Source organism: Novosphingobium sp. GW821-FHT09E05, assembly GCF_059416165.1.
In genome coordinates this window covers 191,802-208,984 of sequence record NZ_JBWKOQ010000002.1, presented here as the reverse complement: position 1 = coordinate 208,984, position 17,183 = coordinate 191,802, and the positions used below count along the sequence as shown (strand labels likewise).

The following is a 17,183-nucleotide window of genomic DNA, read 5'->3' as shown; positions in this document are numbered from 1 at the left end:
GCGCATCGTGTTCAGGCGCCGCGATCGGCGCGCTTCTGGGGGGAGGGCCGGCGCGGTCAACGCCAGTCCCGCCACGACCGGGACAGCTGCCCGGCGCAATTGATGATGCCGACCAGCGAGTAGGTCTGCGGGAAGTTGCCCCACAGCTCGCCGGTCTCGAAATCCATGTCCTCCGACAGCAGGCCGGACCTGGTGCGGTGGGCCAGCATCGCCTCGAAGATGCGCCTGGCCTCCTCGTCCTCGCCGCTGCGGTGGAGCGCCTCGATCAGCCAGAAGGTGCAGATGTTGAAGGCGGTCTCGGGCAGGCCGAAGTCGTCCTCGTTGTCGTAGCGCAGCATGTGCTCGCCGCGCCGGAGCGCCTTCTGGACGGCCTTGAGCGTGGCCTTGAACTTGGGGTCGTCGGCCGGGAGATAGCGCAGCTCGACCATCTGCAGCAGGCTGGCGTCGAGCTGGCTGCCGCCGAAGCTGGCGGCGTAGTGCCCGCCCGCCTCGTGGCCCTCGATCGCATGCCAGGCGCCTGCGTCGATGTTGGCGCGCACGGTGTCGGCCCGCTCGCGCCAGAGCACGGCGCGGTCGGTGAGGCCGATGTGTTCGGCGGCGTTGGCGAGGCGGTCGCAGGCGGCCCAGCTCATCACGCTGGAGTAAGTATGGACCGCCGTGCGGGTGCGCAGCTCCCACAGGCCGGCGTCGGGCTGGTCGTGGGTCTTCCACGCCATCTCGCCGACCTGCTCCAGCTCGCGGAAGTCGTGCTCGGTGGCGATGCGCAGCAGGCGCTGGTCCCAGAACGCCTGGATCGAGGGGAGGACGATCTGGCCGTAGCAGTCGTTCTGGACCTGGTAATAGGCAGCATTGCCGATGCGCACCGGGCCGGTGTCGCGGTAGCCGGGAAGGTCGGGGGCCTCCCACTCGATGATCTCCTTGGCCCCGCTCACCGCGTAGAGTGGCTGGATCACGCCTTCCGGCGCGTCGGCGACGATGTTGCGCAGGTACCCGAGGTACTTCTCCAGCACGTCGAGCGCGCCGAGGTGGTTGAGCGCCTGCACGGTGTAGTAGGCATCGCGGATCCAGCAGTAGCGGTAGTCCCAGTTGCGCATCGAGCCCGGCGCCTCGGGGATCGAGGTGGTGAGCGCGGCGACGATCGCACCGGTTTCCTCGTGCTGGCACAGCTTGAGGGTGATGGCGGCGCGGATCACCGCGTCCTGCCAGTCGAGCGGGGTGGCGAGCCCGCGCACCCATGTCCGCCAGTAATCGCCGGTCTGCTGGAGCATCGTCTCGACATCGTGCCCGACATCGCCGGCGAAGGGCTCGTCGGGGCCGAGGAAGAAGTGCAGCGCCTTCTCCAGCCGGAACCATCGCTCGTCGAGCACGTAGCCGACCGGGGCGTCGGTGGTCAGGCGCAGGGTGTTGCGCTCGACGAGGTAGCGGATGTGGTTCGAGCCCTGCGTGATGGGGGCGAGCTTGGCGCCGTAGCCGCTCATCGGCGTGAGGATCGTGCGGATGCGCGGGACGCCCGCCACGGGCCGCACGATGCGCGCGAAGGCGACGGGGCGGTAAGTCCGGCCCGCCCGTTCGAAGCGCGGCGAGAAGTCGAAGATCTCGACCGCGCCGCCGTTCGCGTCCTCCAGCCGGGTGACGAGGATCGGGGTGTTGCGCAAGTAGCGCTGGCTGACGGAGACCTGGTTCTCCAGCTCGAAGCGCCAGGTGCCGGCGTCCTGCCCCTTGTTGCCGCGCAGGAGCGCACAGAAGGTCGGGTCGCCGTCGACGCGCGGGACGCAGCCCCAGACGATCGCGCCCGCCTCGTCGATCAGGCCGCTGACCTGGCAGTTGCCGATCGGCCAGAGCTCGAGCGAGCTGGCATCGGGAGCGGCCCTGGATTCTTGGGGGAGCATGTCGGCGTCGAGTGCGGTCATGGGCGGGTGTTTCCTTCGAGTCCGGCTTTCAGCCATGCATGGACGGCGGCGACGCCGGGCAGGCGCGCCGCCGCGGCGGTGGGCCGCATCGCTCCCACGAGCACGCCCTGTCCGCCGAGGCGGCTGACGGCGTGGAAGGCGTCCTCGTCGGTCACGTCGTCGCCGAGGAACAGCGGGGTGCTGCCGGCGAAGGCGGGCAGGCCCATGAAACGCGCGGCGGCGGTGCCCTTGTCGGAGCCCGGCATCGCCAGTTCGATGACCTGCTTGCCATGCTTCATCGCCAGCCCGGCCGCCGAGGCGAGACCCTGCGCGCAGGTGAGCAGGCCTTCCAGCGCCTCGGGATGGTGGCGGTAGTGGACCGCGACGCTGAACGGCTTGGGCTCCACCAGCAGGCCGCCGTTGGCTGCGGCGAAGTCCTCGAAGGCGGCGACGACTTCATGCGGCAGCGGCTCGGCGAGCGGCTCGATCCCGGCGGCGGCGGCGCGGCGGAACTCGCCCCCGTGCGATCCGGCGACGGCGACTTCGACCGGACCCAGCAGTGCCTCGAGCGCGGCGATGGAGCGGCCGGTGACGATCGCCAGCCGCCCGTCCAGCCGCAGCGACAGCTCGGCCAGCATCGCGGCAAGGTAAGGCGCGACCACGACGTCGCCGGGATGCTCGGCGATTTCGACCAGAGTGCCGTCGAAGTCGAGGAACAGCGCGCTGGCGGCGATGTCGAGCGGCGCGGGCGGGGGCAGGTCGGCGGGCAGGGCGCCGCCCGTTGCCGGCGCGCGCGCGGTCGGGGAAAGCGTGGCTTCAAGATCGGTCATCGTCGTTCGGTCTCGCCCCCGGGAATACGTGAGACTGGCTGGGTGCGCCGCGAAATCACGCGCAAGCATCGACCGGGCGACGCAGTCCGCCGCCCGTCCTGAAAGGACCCAACGACCGGCGCCCCGGGATGTTCCCGCCGACGCTGCCGCGGTGCAACACGCCCGCCATCAAGCGGCGTTATGGAGCAGGGGCACAAGATATTGACCGCAACTTTTTGCATGTGCGAATAAAATCGCAACCATCGTGGAGCCGGACGTCTTTGGCACTTGCCTGATCGTCTGGCACACGCTTTGGATGCAACCGGTGTGCCGCTCGCGGCGCAGGCCGGAACACGCGCGAAAGGCATGGAATGAAGAAAATCGTGGCATTCGACCTCGACGGGACCCTGGCGCTGAGCAAGCAGCCGCTGACCGACGAGATGGCGGACCTCTTCGCGCAGCTCCTGACCGTCGCGCAGGTCGCGGTGATCTCGGGCGGGGACTGGCCGCAGTTCGAAAAGCAGGTCGCCAGCCGCCTGCCGGCGCATGCCGACCTCTCGCGCCTGTGGATGATGCCCACCAGCGGCGCCAAGCTCTACCGGCACGGCGAGGGCGCGTGGCAGCCGATCTACGCCGAACTCTTCACCGAGGCGCAGAAGACCGAAATCCTCGAAGCCTTCGACGCCTCGTTGGCAGCGACCGGCTTCACGCCCGAGGAAGTCTGGGGCGAGCGGATCGAGGATCGCGGCAGCCAGATCACCTTCTCCGCGCTCGGCCAGCAGGCCCCGCTCGAAGCCAAGGAAGTGTGGGACCCCGACTTCGCCAAGCGCAAGGTGATCCAGGCCGACCTCGTCAAGCGCCTGCCCGGCGTCTCGATCAACCTCGGCGGCGCGACTTCGGTCGACGTGACCCAGCCCGGCGTCGACAAGGCCTGGGGCCTGCGCCGCCTGGCCGAGCACAGCGGCGTCGCCGAGGCCGACATCCTGTTCATCGGCGACGCCATCTTCCCCGGCGGCAACGATTATCCGGCGAAAGCCATGGGCCTCGACACCGTCTGCGTGCGCGATCCGGCCGACACCGCCAACGTCATCACCGCCATCGTCGCCTGCCAGAAGGGGTGATTGACGCGGGTGTGCCGAAAGGCCGTCCAGAGGCGGCGCATCTGCCGAAAGACCGTCGTCCCAGCGAAAGCTGGGACCGCTGGCCGGCGTTCGGCGAGCCCTTTCCGACGGCCGCTGCGGCACCGCGCCCCGCCGAAAGCTGGCGCGGCCCGGCCAGCGGTCCCCGGTCGAGCCGGGGACGACGAGGGTTTTACCGCTGATGCCGGCATTCTACCTCACCCTGCTTGCAGTTCTGCTCGCCGGCCTTGGCGCGCGGGACCAAGGCATCGTCGCCGGCCTCGCCTCCCGGCAGGGTCGGCGACCGGCGGTCCTGATCATCGCGATCGCAGCGTCGGTGCTCACCGCGCTCCTCGCCGCCTACGCGGCGCAGTTCATGCTGGAACGCTTGCCGCCGCCGGCGCGGACGATCTTTGCCGCCATCGCGCTGGGACTCGCCGGGCTCGAATCGATGGTGCTGGTCCCGCGCCAGACCCCGCGCGAGCCGACAAATTCGCTCGGGGCGCTGGCGCTGGTGCTGGTGGCCCGGCAGGTCATGGACTCGCCCCGCTTCGTCATCTTCGGCCTCGGCGTGGGCCTTGCCGGGCCGTGGTATGCGGGAGCAGCCGGTGCATTGGGCAGCACGATCCTCGCCGCCTTCGCCTGGGCGCGTCCAGACCTGCTGGCGCTGCCGGCCGCCCGCTGGATCCGCCGCGCCGCCGGGGGAGTGCTCCTGCTGACGGCCACGGCACTGTTCCTTTCGGAATTCGGCATTCTCTGATCGACAATGGCGATCGAACCGGGGCTTCTCTTTCGCGTTTCCGGTTCGTATCACTGTTCACAACACACCGCAGAAGAGGGAATCGACATGACTTCCAAGGACAACTCGAAGGCCGCGCTGATCGACAGCCTCAACGGCCTGCTGGCCGACACCTTCGCGCTCTACGTCAAGACCAAGAACTTCCACTGGCACGTGCGCGGTCCGCAGTTCCACGACCTGCACCTGCTGTTCGACGCGCAGGCGACCGAAGTGTTCGGCCTGACCGACCTCATCGCCGAGCGCGTGCGCAAGCTGGGCGGCACCACGCTGACCTCGATCGGCGCGATCGGCGCCAAGTCGACGATCAAGGACGAGGACGACACCAAGCTCGACGCGATGGCCATGGTCAAGGCCCTGTTCGAGGACAACTCGGCCTATGTCGAGACGCTGAAGGCGACCAAGGAACTGGCCGGCGAAGCGGGCGACAACGCCACCGACGGGATCATCGACGACTGGACCGACCAGGCCGAACAGCGCGCCTGGTTCCTGCGCGAGATCATCGCCTGACGGTTCCGAAACGGGCGGGGGAGTGCTAGGGCCTCCCCCATGCCCGACATAGACCTGATCGAAGGCGCCGACGACGGCGCCATTGCCGCCTGGTTCGCCGCGCGCCTGCGCGCCGCGCTGGCGGTTTCGCCCGAAATCGCCGTGACCGTGCCCGGCGGGTCCACCCCCTTCCCGATCTTCGACCGGCTGGCGCGGGAAGACCTGCCCTGGCCGCGCATCGCGGTGTGGCCGGGCGACGACCGCATCGTTCCCGAGGACCATCCCGCCAGCAACGTCGGCAAGATCCGCGCCCGGCTGGAGCCGGCGGGCGCGCGCATCGTGCCGCTCGCCGAGGACGCGCAGCCGCCGCATTTCGCTGTCGCCTGGCTCGGCATGGGCGGGGACGGGCACGTCGCCTCGCTGTTTCCCAATACCGATCCGCGCACCGATGACCCGCTCGCGGTGCGCCGCCTGACTCCCGATCCGCTCCCGCCCGAAGCGCCGTTCGACCGCCTCAGCCTCACCATCCCGGCGCTGGTCGACAGCGACGAGATCGTCTTCGTGATCCGGGGCGCGGACAAGCGCGCGGTGTTCGACGCGGCAATGCGCGGCGAGCACGACCTGCCCGTCGCCCGCCTGCTGCGCGCGGCGCACCACAAGGTCACCTGCTTCTGCTGAACCCCATCCCGCCGGCGCTGCACCGGGCGCTCTATCGGCTGGCGCACGGGGTGCGGGCGCAGGTCTGGCGGGTGTGGAAGCCCCGGCTCGACGGGGTGCGCGTGCTGGCCATCGACGCCGAGGGGCGCGTGCTGCTGGTGCGCCATTCCTACGGGCCCTCCGCGTGGATGCCGCCCGGTGGCGGCCTGCGCCGCGGGGAGGACCCGCTGCAGGCAGGCCTGCGCGAACTTGCGGAAGAGACCGGGTGCGCCCTGTCGGAGGTCCGGTTGATCGAAACCCGGCCGGAGCCGCTGCACGGGGCGCGCAACCTCGTGCGGATCGTGGCGGGAAGGGCGCAGGGGGAGCCCCGGCCCGACGGGCGCGAAATCGTCGCGGCCTGCTTCTTCGCGCTCGACGCGCTTCCCCCGGACATGCTGCGGGGCCACCGCCGCGCGCTGCCGCTCTGGGTGCGGACCTACCTACTGCTCGGCGATCCGGCCCCGGCAACCCCAGCAGGCGAATAGCGCGGCGACCAGCGAGGCGGGCAGCCCGATTTCCAGCAGGATCGCCCAGACCTTCGGATCGCGAAAGTCGCCGGGCGGATGTCCCTGGATGAACACCCAGAGCGCGATCCCCCACAGGGGCGACGTGGCCGACAGCACGAACACCGCGCGGATGCCGGCCGGGAGCAGGGTATGGACCGCGAAGCGGTTCGCGCCCCCGATCAGGGCGATCCAGACCAGCGGAACCGCCAGAACGATCACGGTTGGAGTGCTCATGCCGGGTGCCATATCATCCGCAGCGGGCCGACGCCACGTCATGCCGGCGCACTAAGTGGGCGCTAAGTGGGCGCTATTGCAGTCACAGCAGCGACAGCTGGCCGTCCTTTGCCGGTCGCCGCGCCTCGTCCTCACCCCGCTCCAGCGCCGAGAGCGTGAGGCCCATCAGGCGGATCGGCTGGGGCAGCGGCAGGTGATCCTCCAGCAGCGCGTGGCCGATGGCCGAGAACTCCGCCTTGTCGGCGACGAAGTGGGGCAGCGACCGGGCGCGGGTAAGTGTTTGAAAATCGGCGTATCTCAGCTTCATCGTCACCGTACGGCCCCGCGTTTGCGCCCGCTCGATCCGCTCCCACACGACATCGACGATGTGGTCCATCGTCTCGCGCAGCGCCTGGGGATCGACGATGTTCTCGAAGAAGGTGCGCTCTCCGCCGACAGACTTGCGCTGCCGGTCCGCCCGCACCTGCCGCAAGTCGACACCCCGAGCGGCACGGAACAGATACTCCGCAAAACTGCCGAAATTGGCGCGCAGAAAGGCGAGATCCTTGGCGGCGAGGTCCGCCCCGGTCTCGATGCCGAGCCGCGCCATCTTCTCGGCGCCACGCGGCCCGACGCCGTGGAAGCGGCGCACCGGCAGCCCCGCCACGAAAGCCGCGCCCTCGCCGGGGCGGATGACGCACAGGCCGTCGGGCTTGTTCTGGTCGCTGGCGAGCTTGGCGATGAACTTGTTGTACGAGACCCCCGCGCTCGCGGTCAGCTGGGTGTCGGCCTTGATGCGGCGGCGGATTTCCTGCGCGATACGGGTGGCCGAGCCGATGCCCTTGAGGTCGGCGGTGACATCGAGGTACGCCTCGTCGAGCGAGAGCGGCTCCACATGCGGGGTGTAGTCGAGAAAGATCGCGCGGATCTGCTGGCTGACCTCGCGGTAGACCTCGAAACGCGGCTTGCGGAATATGAGGTCGGGACACAGCCGCACCGCGCGGGACGAGGGCATCGCCGAGCGTACCCCGAAACGCCGCGCCTCGTAGCTCGCCGCCGCCACCACGCCGCGTCCCGATGAGCCGCCCACTGCCACCGGAAGGCCCCGGATCGAGGGGTCGTCGCGTTGCTCGACGCTTGCATAGAAGGCATCCATGTCGACGTGGATGATCTTGCGCAGGCCCTCGGCCTCGTCCTCTTGCGCGTGGTGTTCATCCTGCGGTGACATGCCGCCGCATATAACGTCTTCTGTCGCGAAAGCGCTATCGTCCGCGCAATTTGGGCTGGCTAACCACGGATAACTGCGGCATGCGCGTGCCCATGCATTCCCCCGATGCCCGTCCGGCCCAGTTCCCCATGAAGGAACTGGAGTTCGTCGCCATGATGGCGTCCCTGCAGGCGTTGCAAGCGCTCGCGATCGACGTCATGCTCCCTGCGCTCGGCGCGATCAGCAAGGATCTGCAGCTGGCCGATCCCAACCAGCGGCAGTTGATCATAGGCGTGTTCCTGATCTGCTCTGGCCTCGGCTCGCTGTTCCCCGGCGCACTGGCGGACCGGTTCGGACGGCGTCCCGTGGTGCTCTGCGCCATCGGCGCCTACGTGCTGCTGTCGCTGCTCTGCGCCATTGCCGGCAGCTTCGAGTTGCTGCTGGCGGCACGCGGGGTGATGGGGCTGGTGACCTCGGCGATGATGGTCATGCCGATGACGATCCTGCGCGACCGTTTCGACGGCGACCGCATGGCGCGCACCCAGTCGCTGATCGCGATGACCTTCATGGTGGTGCCGATGATCGCGCCGATGCTTGGCCAGACGGTACTGCTGTTCGCAGGCTGGCGCTGGATCTTCGGGATCATGGGCGTGCTGGCCACCTGCGTGTTCACCTGGGTTTTCCTACGCCTTCCCGAGACGCTGCATCCCGAATTCCGCCAACCGGTGAAACTCAAGGTCATCGCCGGCAACATGGGCCTCGCCCTGCGCGAACGCGCGGCACTGGGCTACTTCCTCGGCGCGGCGTTCATGCAGGGGGCGATGTTCGGCTACCTCAACAGCGCGCAGCAGCTGGTGGGTGAACATTTCGGTGCCGGCACGCTGTTCCCGGTGCTGTTCGGCGGCATGGCCTTGGTCATGGCCTGCACCAACTTCGCCAACTCGCGCATCGTCGAGCGCTTCGGCGCGCGCCGGGTGTCCCATGCGGCGATGCTGACGTACATCGTCCTCGGTGCGATCCACCTGTTCTTCGCGTTCCGGGGGGAGGGCCTGTGGACTTTCTTGCCGCTGATGACGCTGAGCATGTGCATGATGAGCTTCACCGGCTCGAACTTCCAGGCCATCTCGCTCCAGCCTTTCGCCCGGATTGCAGGGGCGGCGGCGTCGGTCATGTCGTTCGTGCGGGTGGTCTTCGGGGCGATCCTGGGATCGCTGATCGGCCAGGCCTACGACGGCACGGCGCGACCTATTCTGGCAGCGATGGTGTTCTGCGGCCTGAGTGCGCTGATACTGGTGCTCTATTCCGAGCACGGACGGCTGTTCCGCCGGGTCAATCCGCCCGAATATTATCGTAACAAGCCGCCGCTGGTCGAGCCCTGAGCGGCACGCGGCCGCCCAGGGCCTGAAACCTAGACGCCGCGGCGGCCGCGGAACAGCTGCACCAGGCCGACGATGATCGCGAGCACCAGCAGCAGGTGGATCACCGCGCCCGACACCTTGAACACGACCAGCCCCAAAATCCAGAGCACGAAGAGAATGGCGGCGATAGTGAACAGCATGGGGTTTCTCCTGAGGGTTACTCCGAGGCAACGCGCGGAAACGACCAAGGCTCCCACATGTGTTTCTCGAATGTAACGTAAGGGCATCCCCGATCGCGCTTCCCCTTCTGCCGCAACCGGAGGGGCTGCTTCAGATTTTGGGCGGATTCTTTCGCGCCAAAGCTGCGAGTTCGCGGCGGGATAAGGCCGGCTTCGCCGCTTCTTCCGGCTCGTTGCAGGCCTGGGCGAAGGCCTGCGCCACCATCGTCAGCTTCCGGCCCTTGCCGATGACGACGCGGTGGTCCCAGGCGTGGGCGCCGAGGCGCTCGACCTCGCGGGCGATGCCGCCGTAGATGTTGGCGGCGGAGAGCACCGCCCAGCGCTGGCGGAAGGCAAGGCGGGCGGCGCCGATGCGCGCCGAGGCCTCGTACTCCCGCGCCAGCTGGCAGGCGCGGGCGACCTGGGGGACGAGGGCGTGGCGGTAGTGCGGCTTGGTCACTTCGCCGGGCGGGATGTCCGCCTCGGACAGCCATTCGACGGGCAGGTAGCAGCGCCCGTTGGCGTCGTCCTCCCACACGTCGCGCACGATGTTGGCGAGCTGGAAGGCGAGGCCGAGGTCGCAGGCGCGGTCGAGGGTGTTCTCGTCGTCCGCGGCCACGCCCATGACGGCGGCCATCATCACCCCCACAGCTCCGGCCACATGATAGCAGTAGCGCAGCATGTCGGCTTCAGTGCGCGGGCGCCATTCGGCGGCGTCTAGCGCGAAGCCGGCGAGCACGTCCTCGACCATGGCGGGTGTCACCGGGGTCTCGCGCATCAGCTGGCCCAGCGCGTCGAAGGCAAAGGAGCCGGTCGCCTCGCCCGCCATGGCGAGGTCGGTGAGTGCGCGGATGGTGGCGAGGCGCGATTCGGGGTCGAGCCGGGTGCCCGGCGGTCCCGGTTCGGCAGCATGGCCGTGGTCCTGCTCGTCGGCGATGTCGTCGCAGGCGCGGCACCAGGCGTAGAGCAGCCAGACCCGCTCGCGCGTCTCGCGATCGAACAGGCGGCTGGCCGAGGCGAAGCTCTTGGAGCCGAGGCGGATCGATTCGTGCGCGGCGAGGACGAGGGCGGCGCGGCTGCCCGTCATGTCGGCCATGCCGCCATGCCTTCCCTCGTCATTGCGAGCGTAGCGAAGCAATCCAGGGCGGTGCCGCGGCGCCCTGGATTGCCGCGGCCCTGCGGGCCTCGCAATGACGAAAGAGAGAGGTGCGGCAGGGCTTCCGCAATCACAGCGTATTCGGATCCATGTTCACGATCGGCACGATCGGTTGGTGCGCGCGCATGCGGATCAGCAGGGGGTCGAGCTCGGTGTCGTCGAGAATGATGCCCTGGTGCGCGGGGCGCACGAAGCCGACTTCGGCCATGTGGCGGTTGAAGGCGAGCAACCCGTCGTAGAAGCCGAAGGCGTTGAGCACGCCGACTGGCTTGTTGTGGTAGCCGAGCTGCGACCAGCTCACCGCTTCCCACAGCTCGTCCATGGTGCCCACCCCTCCGGGGAGGACGAGGAAGCCGTCGGAGAGGCGAGTGAAGGCGGCCTTGCGCTCGTGCATGTCGGCGACGATGGTGAGTTCGCAGTCGTAGTTGGCGACTTCGCCGCCGCGCCCGTTTCCGCCCACCAGCGCCTCGGGAATGACGCCGAGGACTTCGCCGCCGGCCAGCAGCGCGCCGCCCGCGACGGCGCCCATCAGGCCGAGCCGGCCGCCGCCGTAGACGACGCCGATGCCCTGCTGGGCAAGCGCGGTGCCGACGTCGCGGGCGAGTTCGACGTAGCGGGGGTCGGCGGGGGTGGCGGAACCGCAGTAGACGGCGAGGCGCTTCATTTCAGTCTTCGACTTTCACATTCACGGGCGTGCCGTCCGACAGATCATGAGTCTGGCGGGCGATGTCGCCGGATAGGTAGATGAGATCGACGAGGTCGATCCGGATCAGGTTTTCGTGGGCGTAGTCACCGGCGACCATCGCCTGCGGCCTCAGCGAGTAGACCTCGCCGATGGCGGGCGGGCCGAGCCGGGCGGCGGCGGCATCGACCAGCGCGTCGGCGCGCCAGACGACCTGCACGTCCTCGCGCGCCATGTGGGCGGCGGCGGCGGCCTCGTCCCCCAGCGCCATTACCACGCCGACGTCGGGGTCGAGGTAGTGGAACAGGCCGGCACGGTCGGTGACGAGCATGTGGCCCATGAGGCTATGCGTGATCACCTCGGCGAATTCCACGCCGGTCCAGCCCCAGGCGCTGCGCAGCGCGTGGAGTTCGCGGCTCACCGCAGGTCTTCCAGCATCAGCTTGGCGGTCGCCTTGGCGCTGCCGACGACGCCGGGGATGCCAGCGCCCGGATGGGTGCCCGCGCCGACGAGGTAGAGGTTCTTCAGCTTGTCGTCGCGGTTGTGGCCGCGGAAGAAGGCGCTCTGCGTCAGGATCGGCTCAAGGCTGAAGGCATTGCCCTTGTAGGCGCCGAGGTCCGCCTGGAAATCGGGCGGGGCGTAGTGGAAGCGGGTGACGATGCGGTCCTCGATGTCGGGGATCAGGCGGCGGCCCACTTCGGCGATGACGCGCGCCTCGAGGATCGGCCCGACTTCGTCCCAGTCGATCGGCAGCTTGCCCATGTGGGGGACCGGGACGAGCGCGTAGAACGTGCTCTTGCCGGTCGGCGCCATCGAGGGATCGGTGACGGTCGGGTGGTGGAGGTAGATCGAGAAGTCGCGCGGAAGCACGCCATGCTCGAAGATGTCCTCGAGCAGGCCCTTGTAGCGCGGGCCGAACAGGATGGTGTGGTGCGGGATGCCGGGCCAGGTGCCCTCGAGCCCGAAGTGGACGACGAACAGGCTGGGCGAATAGCGCTTCTTGGCTAGCTTCTTGGCCATCTCCTTGCCGCGCACGGTATCGGCCAGCAGGGTTCCGTAGGTGTGCATGAGATCGCCGTTGGAAGCCACCGCGTCGAAGCGTTCGCGCCAGCCGCTCTCGCACTCGACCTCGGTGACCTGGTCGCCGATGGTGTGGACGCGGGCGACCTTGTCACCGATGCGCAGGGTGCCGCCGAGCCGCTCGAACAGCGCGGCCATGCCCTGCGCCAGCTTGTTGGTGCCGCCCTTGGTCCACCAGACGCCGCCGTCCTTCTCCAGCTTGTGGATCAGGGCGTAGATGGCGCTGGTGGTCATCGGGTTGCCACCGACCAGCAGGGTGTGGAACGAAAGCGCCTGGCGCAGGTGCTCGTCCTTCACGAAGTGCGAGACCATGGAATAGACCGAGCGCCACGCCTGGTAGCGGATCATCGCCGGCGCGGCCTTGATCATGCTGGAGAAGTCGAGGAACGCCTCGTGCCCGAGCTTGACGTAGCCTTCCTGCCAGACCCCGGCGGAATATCTCAGGAAATCCTCGTAGCCGGTGAGGTCGTCGGGGCTGACGCGGGCGATCTCGCGGCGCAGCGCGGCCTCGTCGTTGCCGTAGTCGAAGACGACGCCGTCGGTCCAGTTGAGGCGGTAGAACGGCGAGACCGGCATGAGCGTGACGTCGTCCGCCATGTCGTGCCCCGACAGCGCCCAGAGTTCGCGCAGGCAGTCCGGGTCGGTGACGACGGTGGGGCCGGCGTCGAAGGTGAAGCCATCGCGCTCCCACTGGTAGGCGCGGCCGCCGATCTTGTCGCGCGCCTCGATCAGGGTGGTGGCGATGCCGGCGCTCTGCAGGCGGATGGCGAGCGAGAGGCCGCCGAAGCCGGCGCCGATGACACAGGCGCGTTTCATGCGGTGGTGTTCCCAATGTTGCCGAGGTCGGCGAGCGGCCGGCCATGCCCGGCCAGGCTGGCGATCGCCGCGCCGACCGGCACCGGCGGCTTGCCCGCGAGGATGCGGGCCATGTCGAGCGGGGTCGAACGGCCGGCGTAAAAGCGTTCGATCAGCGCTTCGGGCAGGGTGTAGAAGCGCGCCAGCATGCGCCAGCGGTCAGGCCCGTCCGAGGCGCCGAAAAGCATACGGCTCAACATCCGGTAAAAGCGTCCTTCGCGCCAGTGCTGTGCGGCCCAGTCATGACTGATCGTTCCTAGTCTCTCGCCCGAGAGGTTGTCGAGCGTGGTGAGGTAGAGGGCAAATCTTACCGCATCGGGAATCGAGTAGGATGTTAAAGGATGGCAAAGCGCGGCGCGGGTGCCGGCGCGGGCGAGGTCTCCTCCCAAGGCCCAGAACGCGGGGAAGTTCCCGGTCGCGATGACGGGGAGGACGCCGGTTTCCTCGTAGGCCACGCTCTCGACCTGCCAGCCTGCGCCGGCCGCGTAATCGGCGATGCGCGCGCGCAGGACCGGAAGGTCTAGGGCGGGGGCGTCGGAATAGTAGGTGTCTTCCACGAAGACCTCGGTGTCCGAGAAGGGCAGGCAGTAGACGAAGCGGTAGCCGTCGAGCTGTTCGACGGTGGCATCCATCACAACCGGCTGGGTCAACCCGTGCGGAGCCGCGAGCCGCAGGGTGTGGCCGACGAATTTCTGCCAGCCGCCGGCCATGTGGGGGAGACCGTGTGTACCGCGGGCATCGATCACGCCGCCGGCGGTGAACGTGCGGCCATCGGTGAGGGTGACCCGTGTCGGCGAGGCGCTTGCCACCTCCGCGCCGGTCACGATGCGGTTGGCGGGGAGGGCGGCGCGCACCGCGGCATCAAGGCGCTCGCTGGTGGCGCTGCGGTAGGGGGTGGCGAGACGGCGTTCGGACGCTCCGGGAAAGCGGACGGTATAGCCGTCCCAGCGCGCGGCGATCAGCGGCTCGACGAGGGCCTGTGCCTTGCCGGCCACGTCGCTCGCGAAGAACGACCACACGTGGCGGCCGCCGAGGCGCTCGCCCTGCTCAAACAGCATGACCGAAAGTTCGGGTCGATGCGCGGCCATGGCGAGCGCGATCAACCCGCCGGCGAGCCCGCCGCCGAGGATCGCGAGGTCGCAGGAGACCCGACCGGGAAAGTGGTTTTTCGAGTTATCGCCGGGTGATTGCCGCATGTTCGCCACGCTTAGGGGCTGCGAACGATTGCTGCAACTTGGCAGCTTGTGTGCTTTGTAGCATGCTGGTCATGATGACAGGGGCACTGACCATTTGCGACGCATCGTTGGACGATGCGGCCGCCATCGCCGAGATCTACGCACACTACGTGCTGGAGAGCACTGCGACGTTCGAAACCGTCCCTCCGGACGAGGACGAATCGCGTCGCCGCCTGAGCGAGTTGCTCGACGGCGGCTACCCCTTCCTCGTGACCCGCGACGAGGCGGACCGCGTGCTCGGCTTCGGCTTCGCGCATCGCTATGGGCCGCGCGCCGGGTACCGCTACAGCGTCGAGACGACGATCTACGTGCGCAAGGACAGCGTCGGGCGCGGCATCGGCAGCGCGCTGCTGAGCGAACTCCTGTTCGAATGCGAGAAGCGCGGCTTCCGCCAGGCCTTCGCCGTGATCGCCGCGTCCGAGCCGACCTCGGTCGTGCTCCATGCCCGCGCCGGCTTCTTCCCCGTCGGTACGCTGGCGGCGGCGGGCTGGAAGCACGGGCAGTGGCTGGACGTATTTCTGATGCAGCGCCGCCTCGGCGTGGGGGCCGACACCTTGCCCGAGGACGATTCTGCTGCGATCGCCTGACGCCGTGTATCTTACACCGCTGTGGCCGCATGCCCGCGCTGCGCTCGTCGCAGGGTTGGTGGCGCTGGTGCTGCTCATCGTCGAACTGGCGATGGGCCGTCCCCCGCTCTGCACTTGCGGGATGGTCCGGTTCTGGGCAGGCGAAGTCGCATCGCCGCAGAACAGCCAGCAGGTCGCCGACTGGTACAGCTTCAGCCACGTCATCCACGGACTGCTGTTCTACGCCGCCGCGCATCTGCTGTGGCACCGCCTGGGCCTCGCGCGGCATCTGTCCGTGCGCTGGGCGCTGCCGGTCGCAGTCCTGTTCGAGAGCCTGTGGGAAGTGCTGGAGAACTCCCCGGTCATCATCGACCGTTACCGCGCAGTGACGATAAGCTACGGTTACAGCGGCGATAGCGTGCTGAATTCACTGTCGGACGTGGGCTGGATGACGATCGGCTTCCTGGTCGCCGCGCGCATTCCGGCCTGGGCGAGCGTGGTCATCGCGCTGGCCTTCGAGGCGTTCACGCTCGCGATGATCCGCGACAACCTCGCTCTCAACGTGCTGATGCTGATCTGGCCGCTTGGCGCGGTGCGCGACTGGCAGGGGCTGGGCTGACAATCGAATGCGGGCCTTGTTGCCCGCGCGTGACACTCTTCGCAACCGCACGCGTCTTGGTGCGTTGCGCGCATGATAATATACCAGGGGAATTTCATGAGCCTTCGTTCGACCGCCAAGCTGCTAGCGGCCGCCGCCGCCTTCAACGCCATGCCCGCATTCGCGCAGGAAGCACCCCCGGCACCGGAAGAGAACATCTTCGACGGTAACCACGTCACGCTCGGCGTCGGCGCGGGTTACGTGCCCAGCTATCGCGGTTCGGATGACTACGTGATCAGCCCCGTACCGCTGGTGCGCGGCAAGTACGAGGGCATCGAGTTGAACCCGCGCCTCGGCGGCGTGGCGATCGACGTCATCCCCGATGCCAAGGACGCGAAGCTCGGCTTCACGCTCGGCCCGGTGGGAACGATCTCGTTCAACCGCAAGAACCAGATCAAGGACGACGTGGTCAAGGCGGCCGGCAAGCTCGATACCGCGGTCGAAGTCGGCGTCAGCGGGGGCATCTCGCTGTACCGCCTGCTCAACGACTACGATTCGCTCAACATCACGACCGACGTGAAGTGGGACGTGGCCGGCGCCTATTCGGGCATGACCTATTCGCCGATGGTCAGCTACACTACGCCGCTGAGCCCGGCGGTTCTGACCATTCTCTCGGTCAGCGCCCGCCACGTCGACGACAAGTTCGCGCGCTACTACTACTCGGTCACTCCGGGCCAGAGCGCGTCGAGCGGGCTGCCGACCTACGGCGCCGATGGCGGCTGGGAAAGCGGCAGCCTCACGCTGCTGACCGGCTATTCGCTCGCAGGCGACATGCGCAAGGGCGGCTGGGCGCTGTTCGGCGTCGCCAACTACACGCGCATGTTCAACGACGCCAAGGACAGCCCGTACACGTCGATCCGCGGCGATGCGGACCAGTGGGCCTTCGGCGCGGGCATCGCCTACACTTTCTGACTTCGCTTAGTCCGCCAGGACCTCGCGCACCCGTGCGCGCAGGTCCGGCAGGACTTCGGCTTCGAACCAGGGGTTCCTCGCCATCCACAGTCGGCTGCGCCAGGCGGGATGAGGCAGGGGCAACAGCCCTTCTGGTGCTTCGCGCCACTGCCGCACCGCTTCCGTGAGGTTGGGCGCGAAGGCCTTGGGCAAGTAGCGCTTCTGCGCATGAAGGCCGACCAGCAGCGTCAACTTCCGGCGAGGCAGCTGCGCCAGCACCGGCGGATGCCAGCGCGGCGCGCATTCGGGACGCGGCGGCTTGTCGCCCCCGCTGGCCTTGCCCGGATAGCAGAAACCCGAGGGCATCTGCGCCACTTTCGCGGTGTCGTAGAACGCGGCCTTGTCGAGCCCGAGCCAGCCGCGCAGCCGGTCGCCGCTGTCATCGTCCCAGCCGATCCCGCTCGCATGGACCTTGCTCCCCGGCGCCTGCCCGATGATCAGGAGCCGCGCGCTCGCCTGCGCCGCCACGAACGGCCGCGGTGCGAAACCGAGGTCGTGCTCGCACAGACGGCAAGCGCGGATCTCGCCGAGCAGGGTGTCGAGAGCGGTGGCCATGGCAGAGGCCGAGATGGGTCCGGCGGATGGCAGGCGCAAGGCCGGCTTGTCGTCGTCGCCGTGCAGGCGGGGGCCGCTGGGAATGCTTGAGGAGAGGCTTCCCCGACAGCCAGCCGCAGGATTGCACCGGGCCCAGCCCCCGCGCT

Annotated in this window: 20 protein-coding genes; 9 read left to right on the top strand and 11 right to left on the bottom strand. The window is 68.6% G+C overall.

Annotated elements, in window-relative coordinates:
- Positions 1-56: 56 nt before the first annotated feature.
- On the bottom strand, positions 57-1,910 hold the full coding sequence (locus AC07M9_RS12860; RefSeq protein ID WP_494884147.1) for a glycoside hydrolase family 15 protein: 1,854 nt from the start codon (positions 1,908-1,910) through the stop codon (positions 57-59).
- Entirely contained in the window at positions 1,907-2,719 is an 813-nt protein-coding gene (gene otsB, locus AC07M9_RS12855; RefSeq protein WP_494884146.1) for a trehalose-phosphatase, read from the bottom strand. Before otsB ends, AC07M9_RS12860 begins: the two co-directional genes overlap by 4 nt.
- Positions 2,720-3,069: 350 nt before the next feature.
- On the opposite strand from otsB, the gene AC07M9_RS12850 reads away from it, so the two are divergent.
- From AC07M9_RS12850 to AC07M9_RS12830, 5 genes are all read left to right on the top strand, one after another.
- Entirely contained in the window at positions 3,070-3,819 is a 750-nt protein-coding gene (locus AC07M9_RS12850; RefSeq protein WP_494884145.1) for an HAD-IIB family hydrolase, read from the top strand.
- Positions 3,820-4,018: 199 nt separating this feature from the next.
- Positions 4,019-4,576 (top strand): TMEM165/GDT1 family protein, encoded by a 558-nt coding sequence (locus tag AC07M9_RS12845; protein ID WP_494884144.1) that lies wholly within the window; start codon positions 4,019-4,021, stop codon positions 4,574-4,576.
- A gap of 87 nt (positions 4,577-4,663) precedes the next feature.
- Positions 4,664-5,122 (top strand): Dps family protein, encoded by a 459-nt coding sequence (locus AC07M9_RS12840; RefSeq protein WP_494884143.1) that lies wholly within the window; start codon positions 4,664-4,666, stop codon positions 5,120-5,122.
- Between the two features lie 39 nt (positions 5,123-5,161).
- Positions 5,162-5,779 carry a 6-phosphogluconolactonase gene (locus tag AC07M9_RS12835; RefSeq protein ID WP_494884142.1) on the top strand — a complete coding sequence of 206 codons (618 nt, stop codon included), beginning with the start codon at positions 5,162-5,164 and terminating at the stop codon, positions 5,777-5,779.
- 50 nt (positions 5,780-5,829) lie between these two features.
- Positions 5,830-6,282: an NUDIX domain-containing protein gene (locus AC07M9_RS12830; protein ID WP_494884141.1), complete on the top strand. Its 453-nt coding sequence runs from the start codon at positions 5,830-5,832 to the stop codon at positions 6,280-6,282.
- Here AC07M9_RS12830 and AC07M9_RS12825 read toward each other — a convergent pair.
- Positions 6,238-6,537 (bottom strand): hypothetical protein, encoded by a 300-nt coding sequence (locus tag AC07M9_RS12825; protein ID WP_494884140.1) that lies wholly within the window; start codon positions 6,535-6,537, stop codon positions 6,238-6,240. The genes AC07M9_RS12830 and AC07M9_RS12825 overlap by 45 nt on opposite strands.
- Before the next feature lie 82 nt (positions 6,538-6,619).
- The gene (gene dinB, locus AC07M9_RS12820) at positions 6,620-7,744 is read right to left on the bottom strand and encodes a DNA polymerase IV (protein WP_494884139.1); all 1,125 of its coding nucleotides are present in this window, start codon (positions 7,742-7,744) and stop codon (positions 6,620-6,622) included.
- Between the two features lie 80 nt (positions 7,745-7,824).
- Between dinB and AC07M9_RS12815 the strand changes: the two genes are divergently transcribed.
- Positions 7,825-9,102, top strand: a complete 1,278-nt coding sequence (locus AC07M9_RS12815; RefSeq protein WP_494884138.1) for a multidrug effflux MFS transporter — start codon at positions 7,825-7,827, stop codon at positions 9,100-9,102.
- Positions 9,103-9,131: 29 nt separating this feature from the next.
- Here the strand turns inward: AC07M9_RS12815 and AC07M9_RS12810 are convergent, their stop codons facing one another.
- From AC07M9_RS12810 to crtY, 6 genes are all read right to left on the bottom strand, one after another.
- Positions 9,132-9,281 (bottom strand): lmo0937 family membrane protein, encoded by a 150-nt coding sequence (locus tag AC07M9_RS12810; protein ID WP_494884137.1) that lies wholly within the window; start codon positions 9,279-9,281, stop codon positions 9,132-9,134.
- 130 nt (positions 9,282-9,411) lie between these two features.
- The gene (locus tag AC07M9_RS12805) at positions 9,412-10,386 is read right to left on the bottom strand and encodes a phytoene/squalene synthase family protein (RefSeq protein ID WP_494884520.1); all 975 of its coding nucleotides are present in this window, start codon (positions 10,384-10,386) and stop codon (positions 9,412-9,414) included.
- Positions 10,387-10,525: 139 nt separating this feature from the next.
- Entirely contained in the window at positions 10,526-11,119 is a 594-nt protein-coding gene (locus AC07M9_RS12800) for an LOG family protein (protein WP_494884136.1), read from the bottom strand.
- Position 11,120: 1 nt separating this feature from the next.
- Complete coding sequence (locus tag AC07M9_RS12795) at positions 11,121-11,558, bottom strand: hypothetical protein (RefSeq protein ID WP_494884135.1); 438 nt, start codon at positions 11,556-11,558, stop codon at positions 11,121-11,123.
- A complete protein-coding gene (locus tag AC07M9_RS12790; protein ID WP_494884134.1) occupies positions 11,555-13,033 on the bottom strand; it encodes a phytoene desaturase in 1,479 nt (492 codons plus the stop codon). The genes AC07M9_RS12795 and AC07M9_RS12790 overlap by 4 nt, the downstream gene beginning before the upstream one ends.
- Positions 13,030-14,268 carry a lycopene beta-cyclase CrtY gene (gene crtY, locus AC07M9_RS12785; protein ID WP_494884133.1) on the bottom strand — a complete coding sequence of 413 codons (1,239 nt, stop codon included), beginning with the start codon at positions 14,266-14,268 and terminating at the stop codon, positions 13,030-13,032. The genes AC07M9_RS12790 and crtY overlap by 4 nt, the downstream gene beginning before the upstream one ends.
- Positions 14,269-14,339: 71 nt before the next feature.
- On the opposite strand from crtY, the gene AC07M9_RS12780 reads away from it, so the two are divergent.
- The 3 genes from AC07M9_RS12780 to AC07M9_RS12770 all read left to right on the top strand — a co-directional run bounded on the left by AC07M9_RS12780 (position 14,340) and on the right by AC07M9_RS12770 (position 16,443).
- Complete coding sequence (locus AC07M9_RS12780; protein ID WP_494884132.1) at positions 14,340-14,894, top strand: GNAT family N-acetyltransferase; 555 nt, start codon at positions 14,340-14,342, stop codon at positions 14,892-14,894.
- Between the two features lie 4 nt (positions 14,895-14,898).
- Entirely contained in the window at positions 14,899-15,492 is a 594-nt protein-coding gene (locus AC07M9_RS12775) for a DUF2585 family protein (RefSeq protein ID WP_494884131.1), read from the top strand.
- A 96-nt stretch (positions 15,493-15,588) separates the two neighbouring features.
- Positions 15,589-16,443: a MipA/OmpV family protein gene (locus AC07M9_RS12770; protein ID WP_494884130.1), complete on the top strand. Its 855-nt coding sequence runs from the start codon at positions 15,589-15,591 to the stop codon at positions 16,441-16,443.
- Positions 16,444-16,449: 6 nt separating this feature from the next.
- On the opposite strand, the gene AC07M9_RS12765 is transcribed toward AC07M9_RS12770, so the two are convergent.
- Positions 16,450-17,037, bottom strand: a complete 588-nt coding sequence (locus AC07M9_RS12765; protein ID WP_494884129.1) for a uracil-DNA glycosylase family protein — start codon at positions 17,035-17,037, stop codon at positions 16,450-16,452.
- Positions 17,038-17,183: the final 146 nt, after the last annotated feature.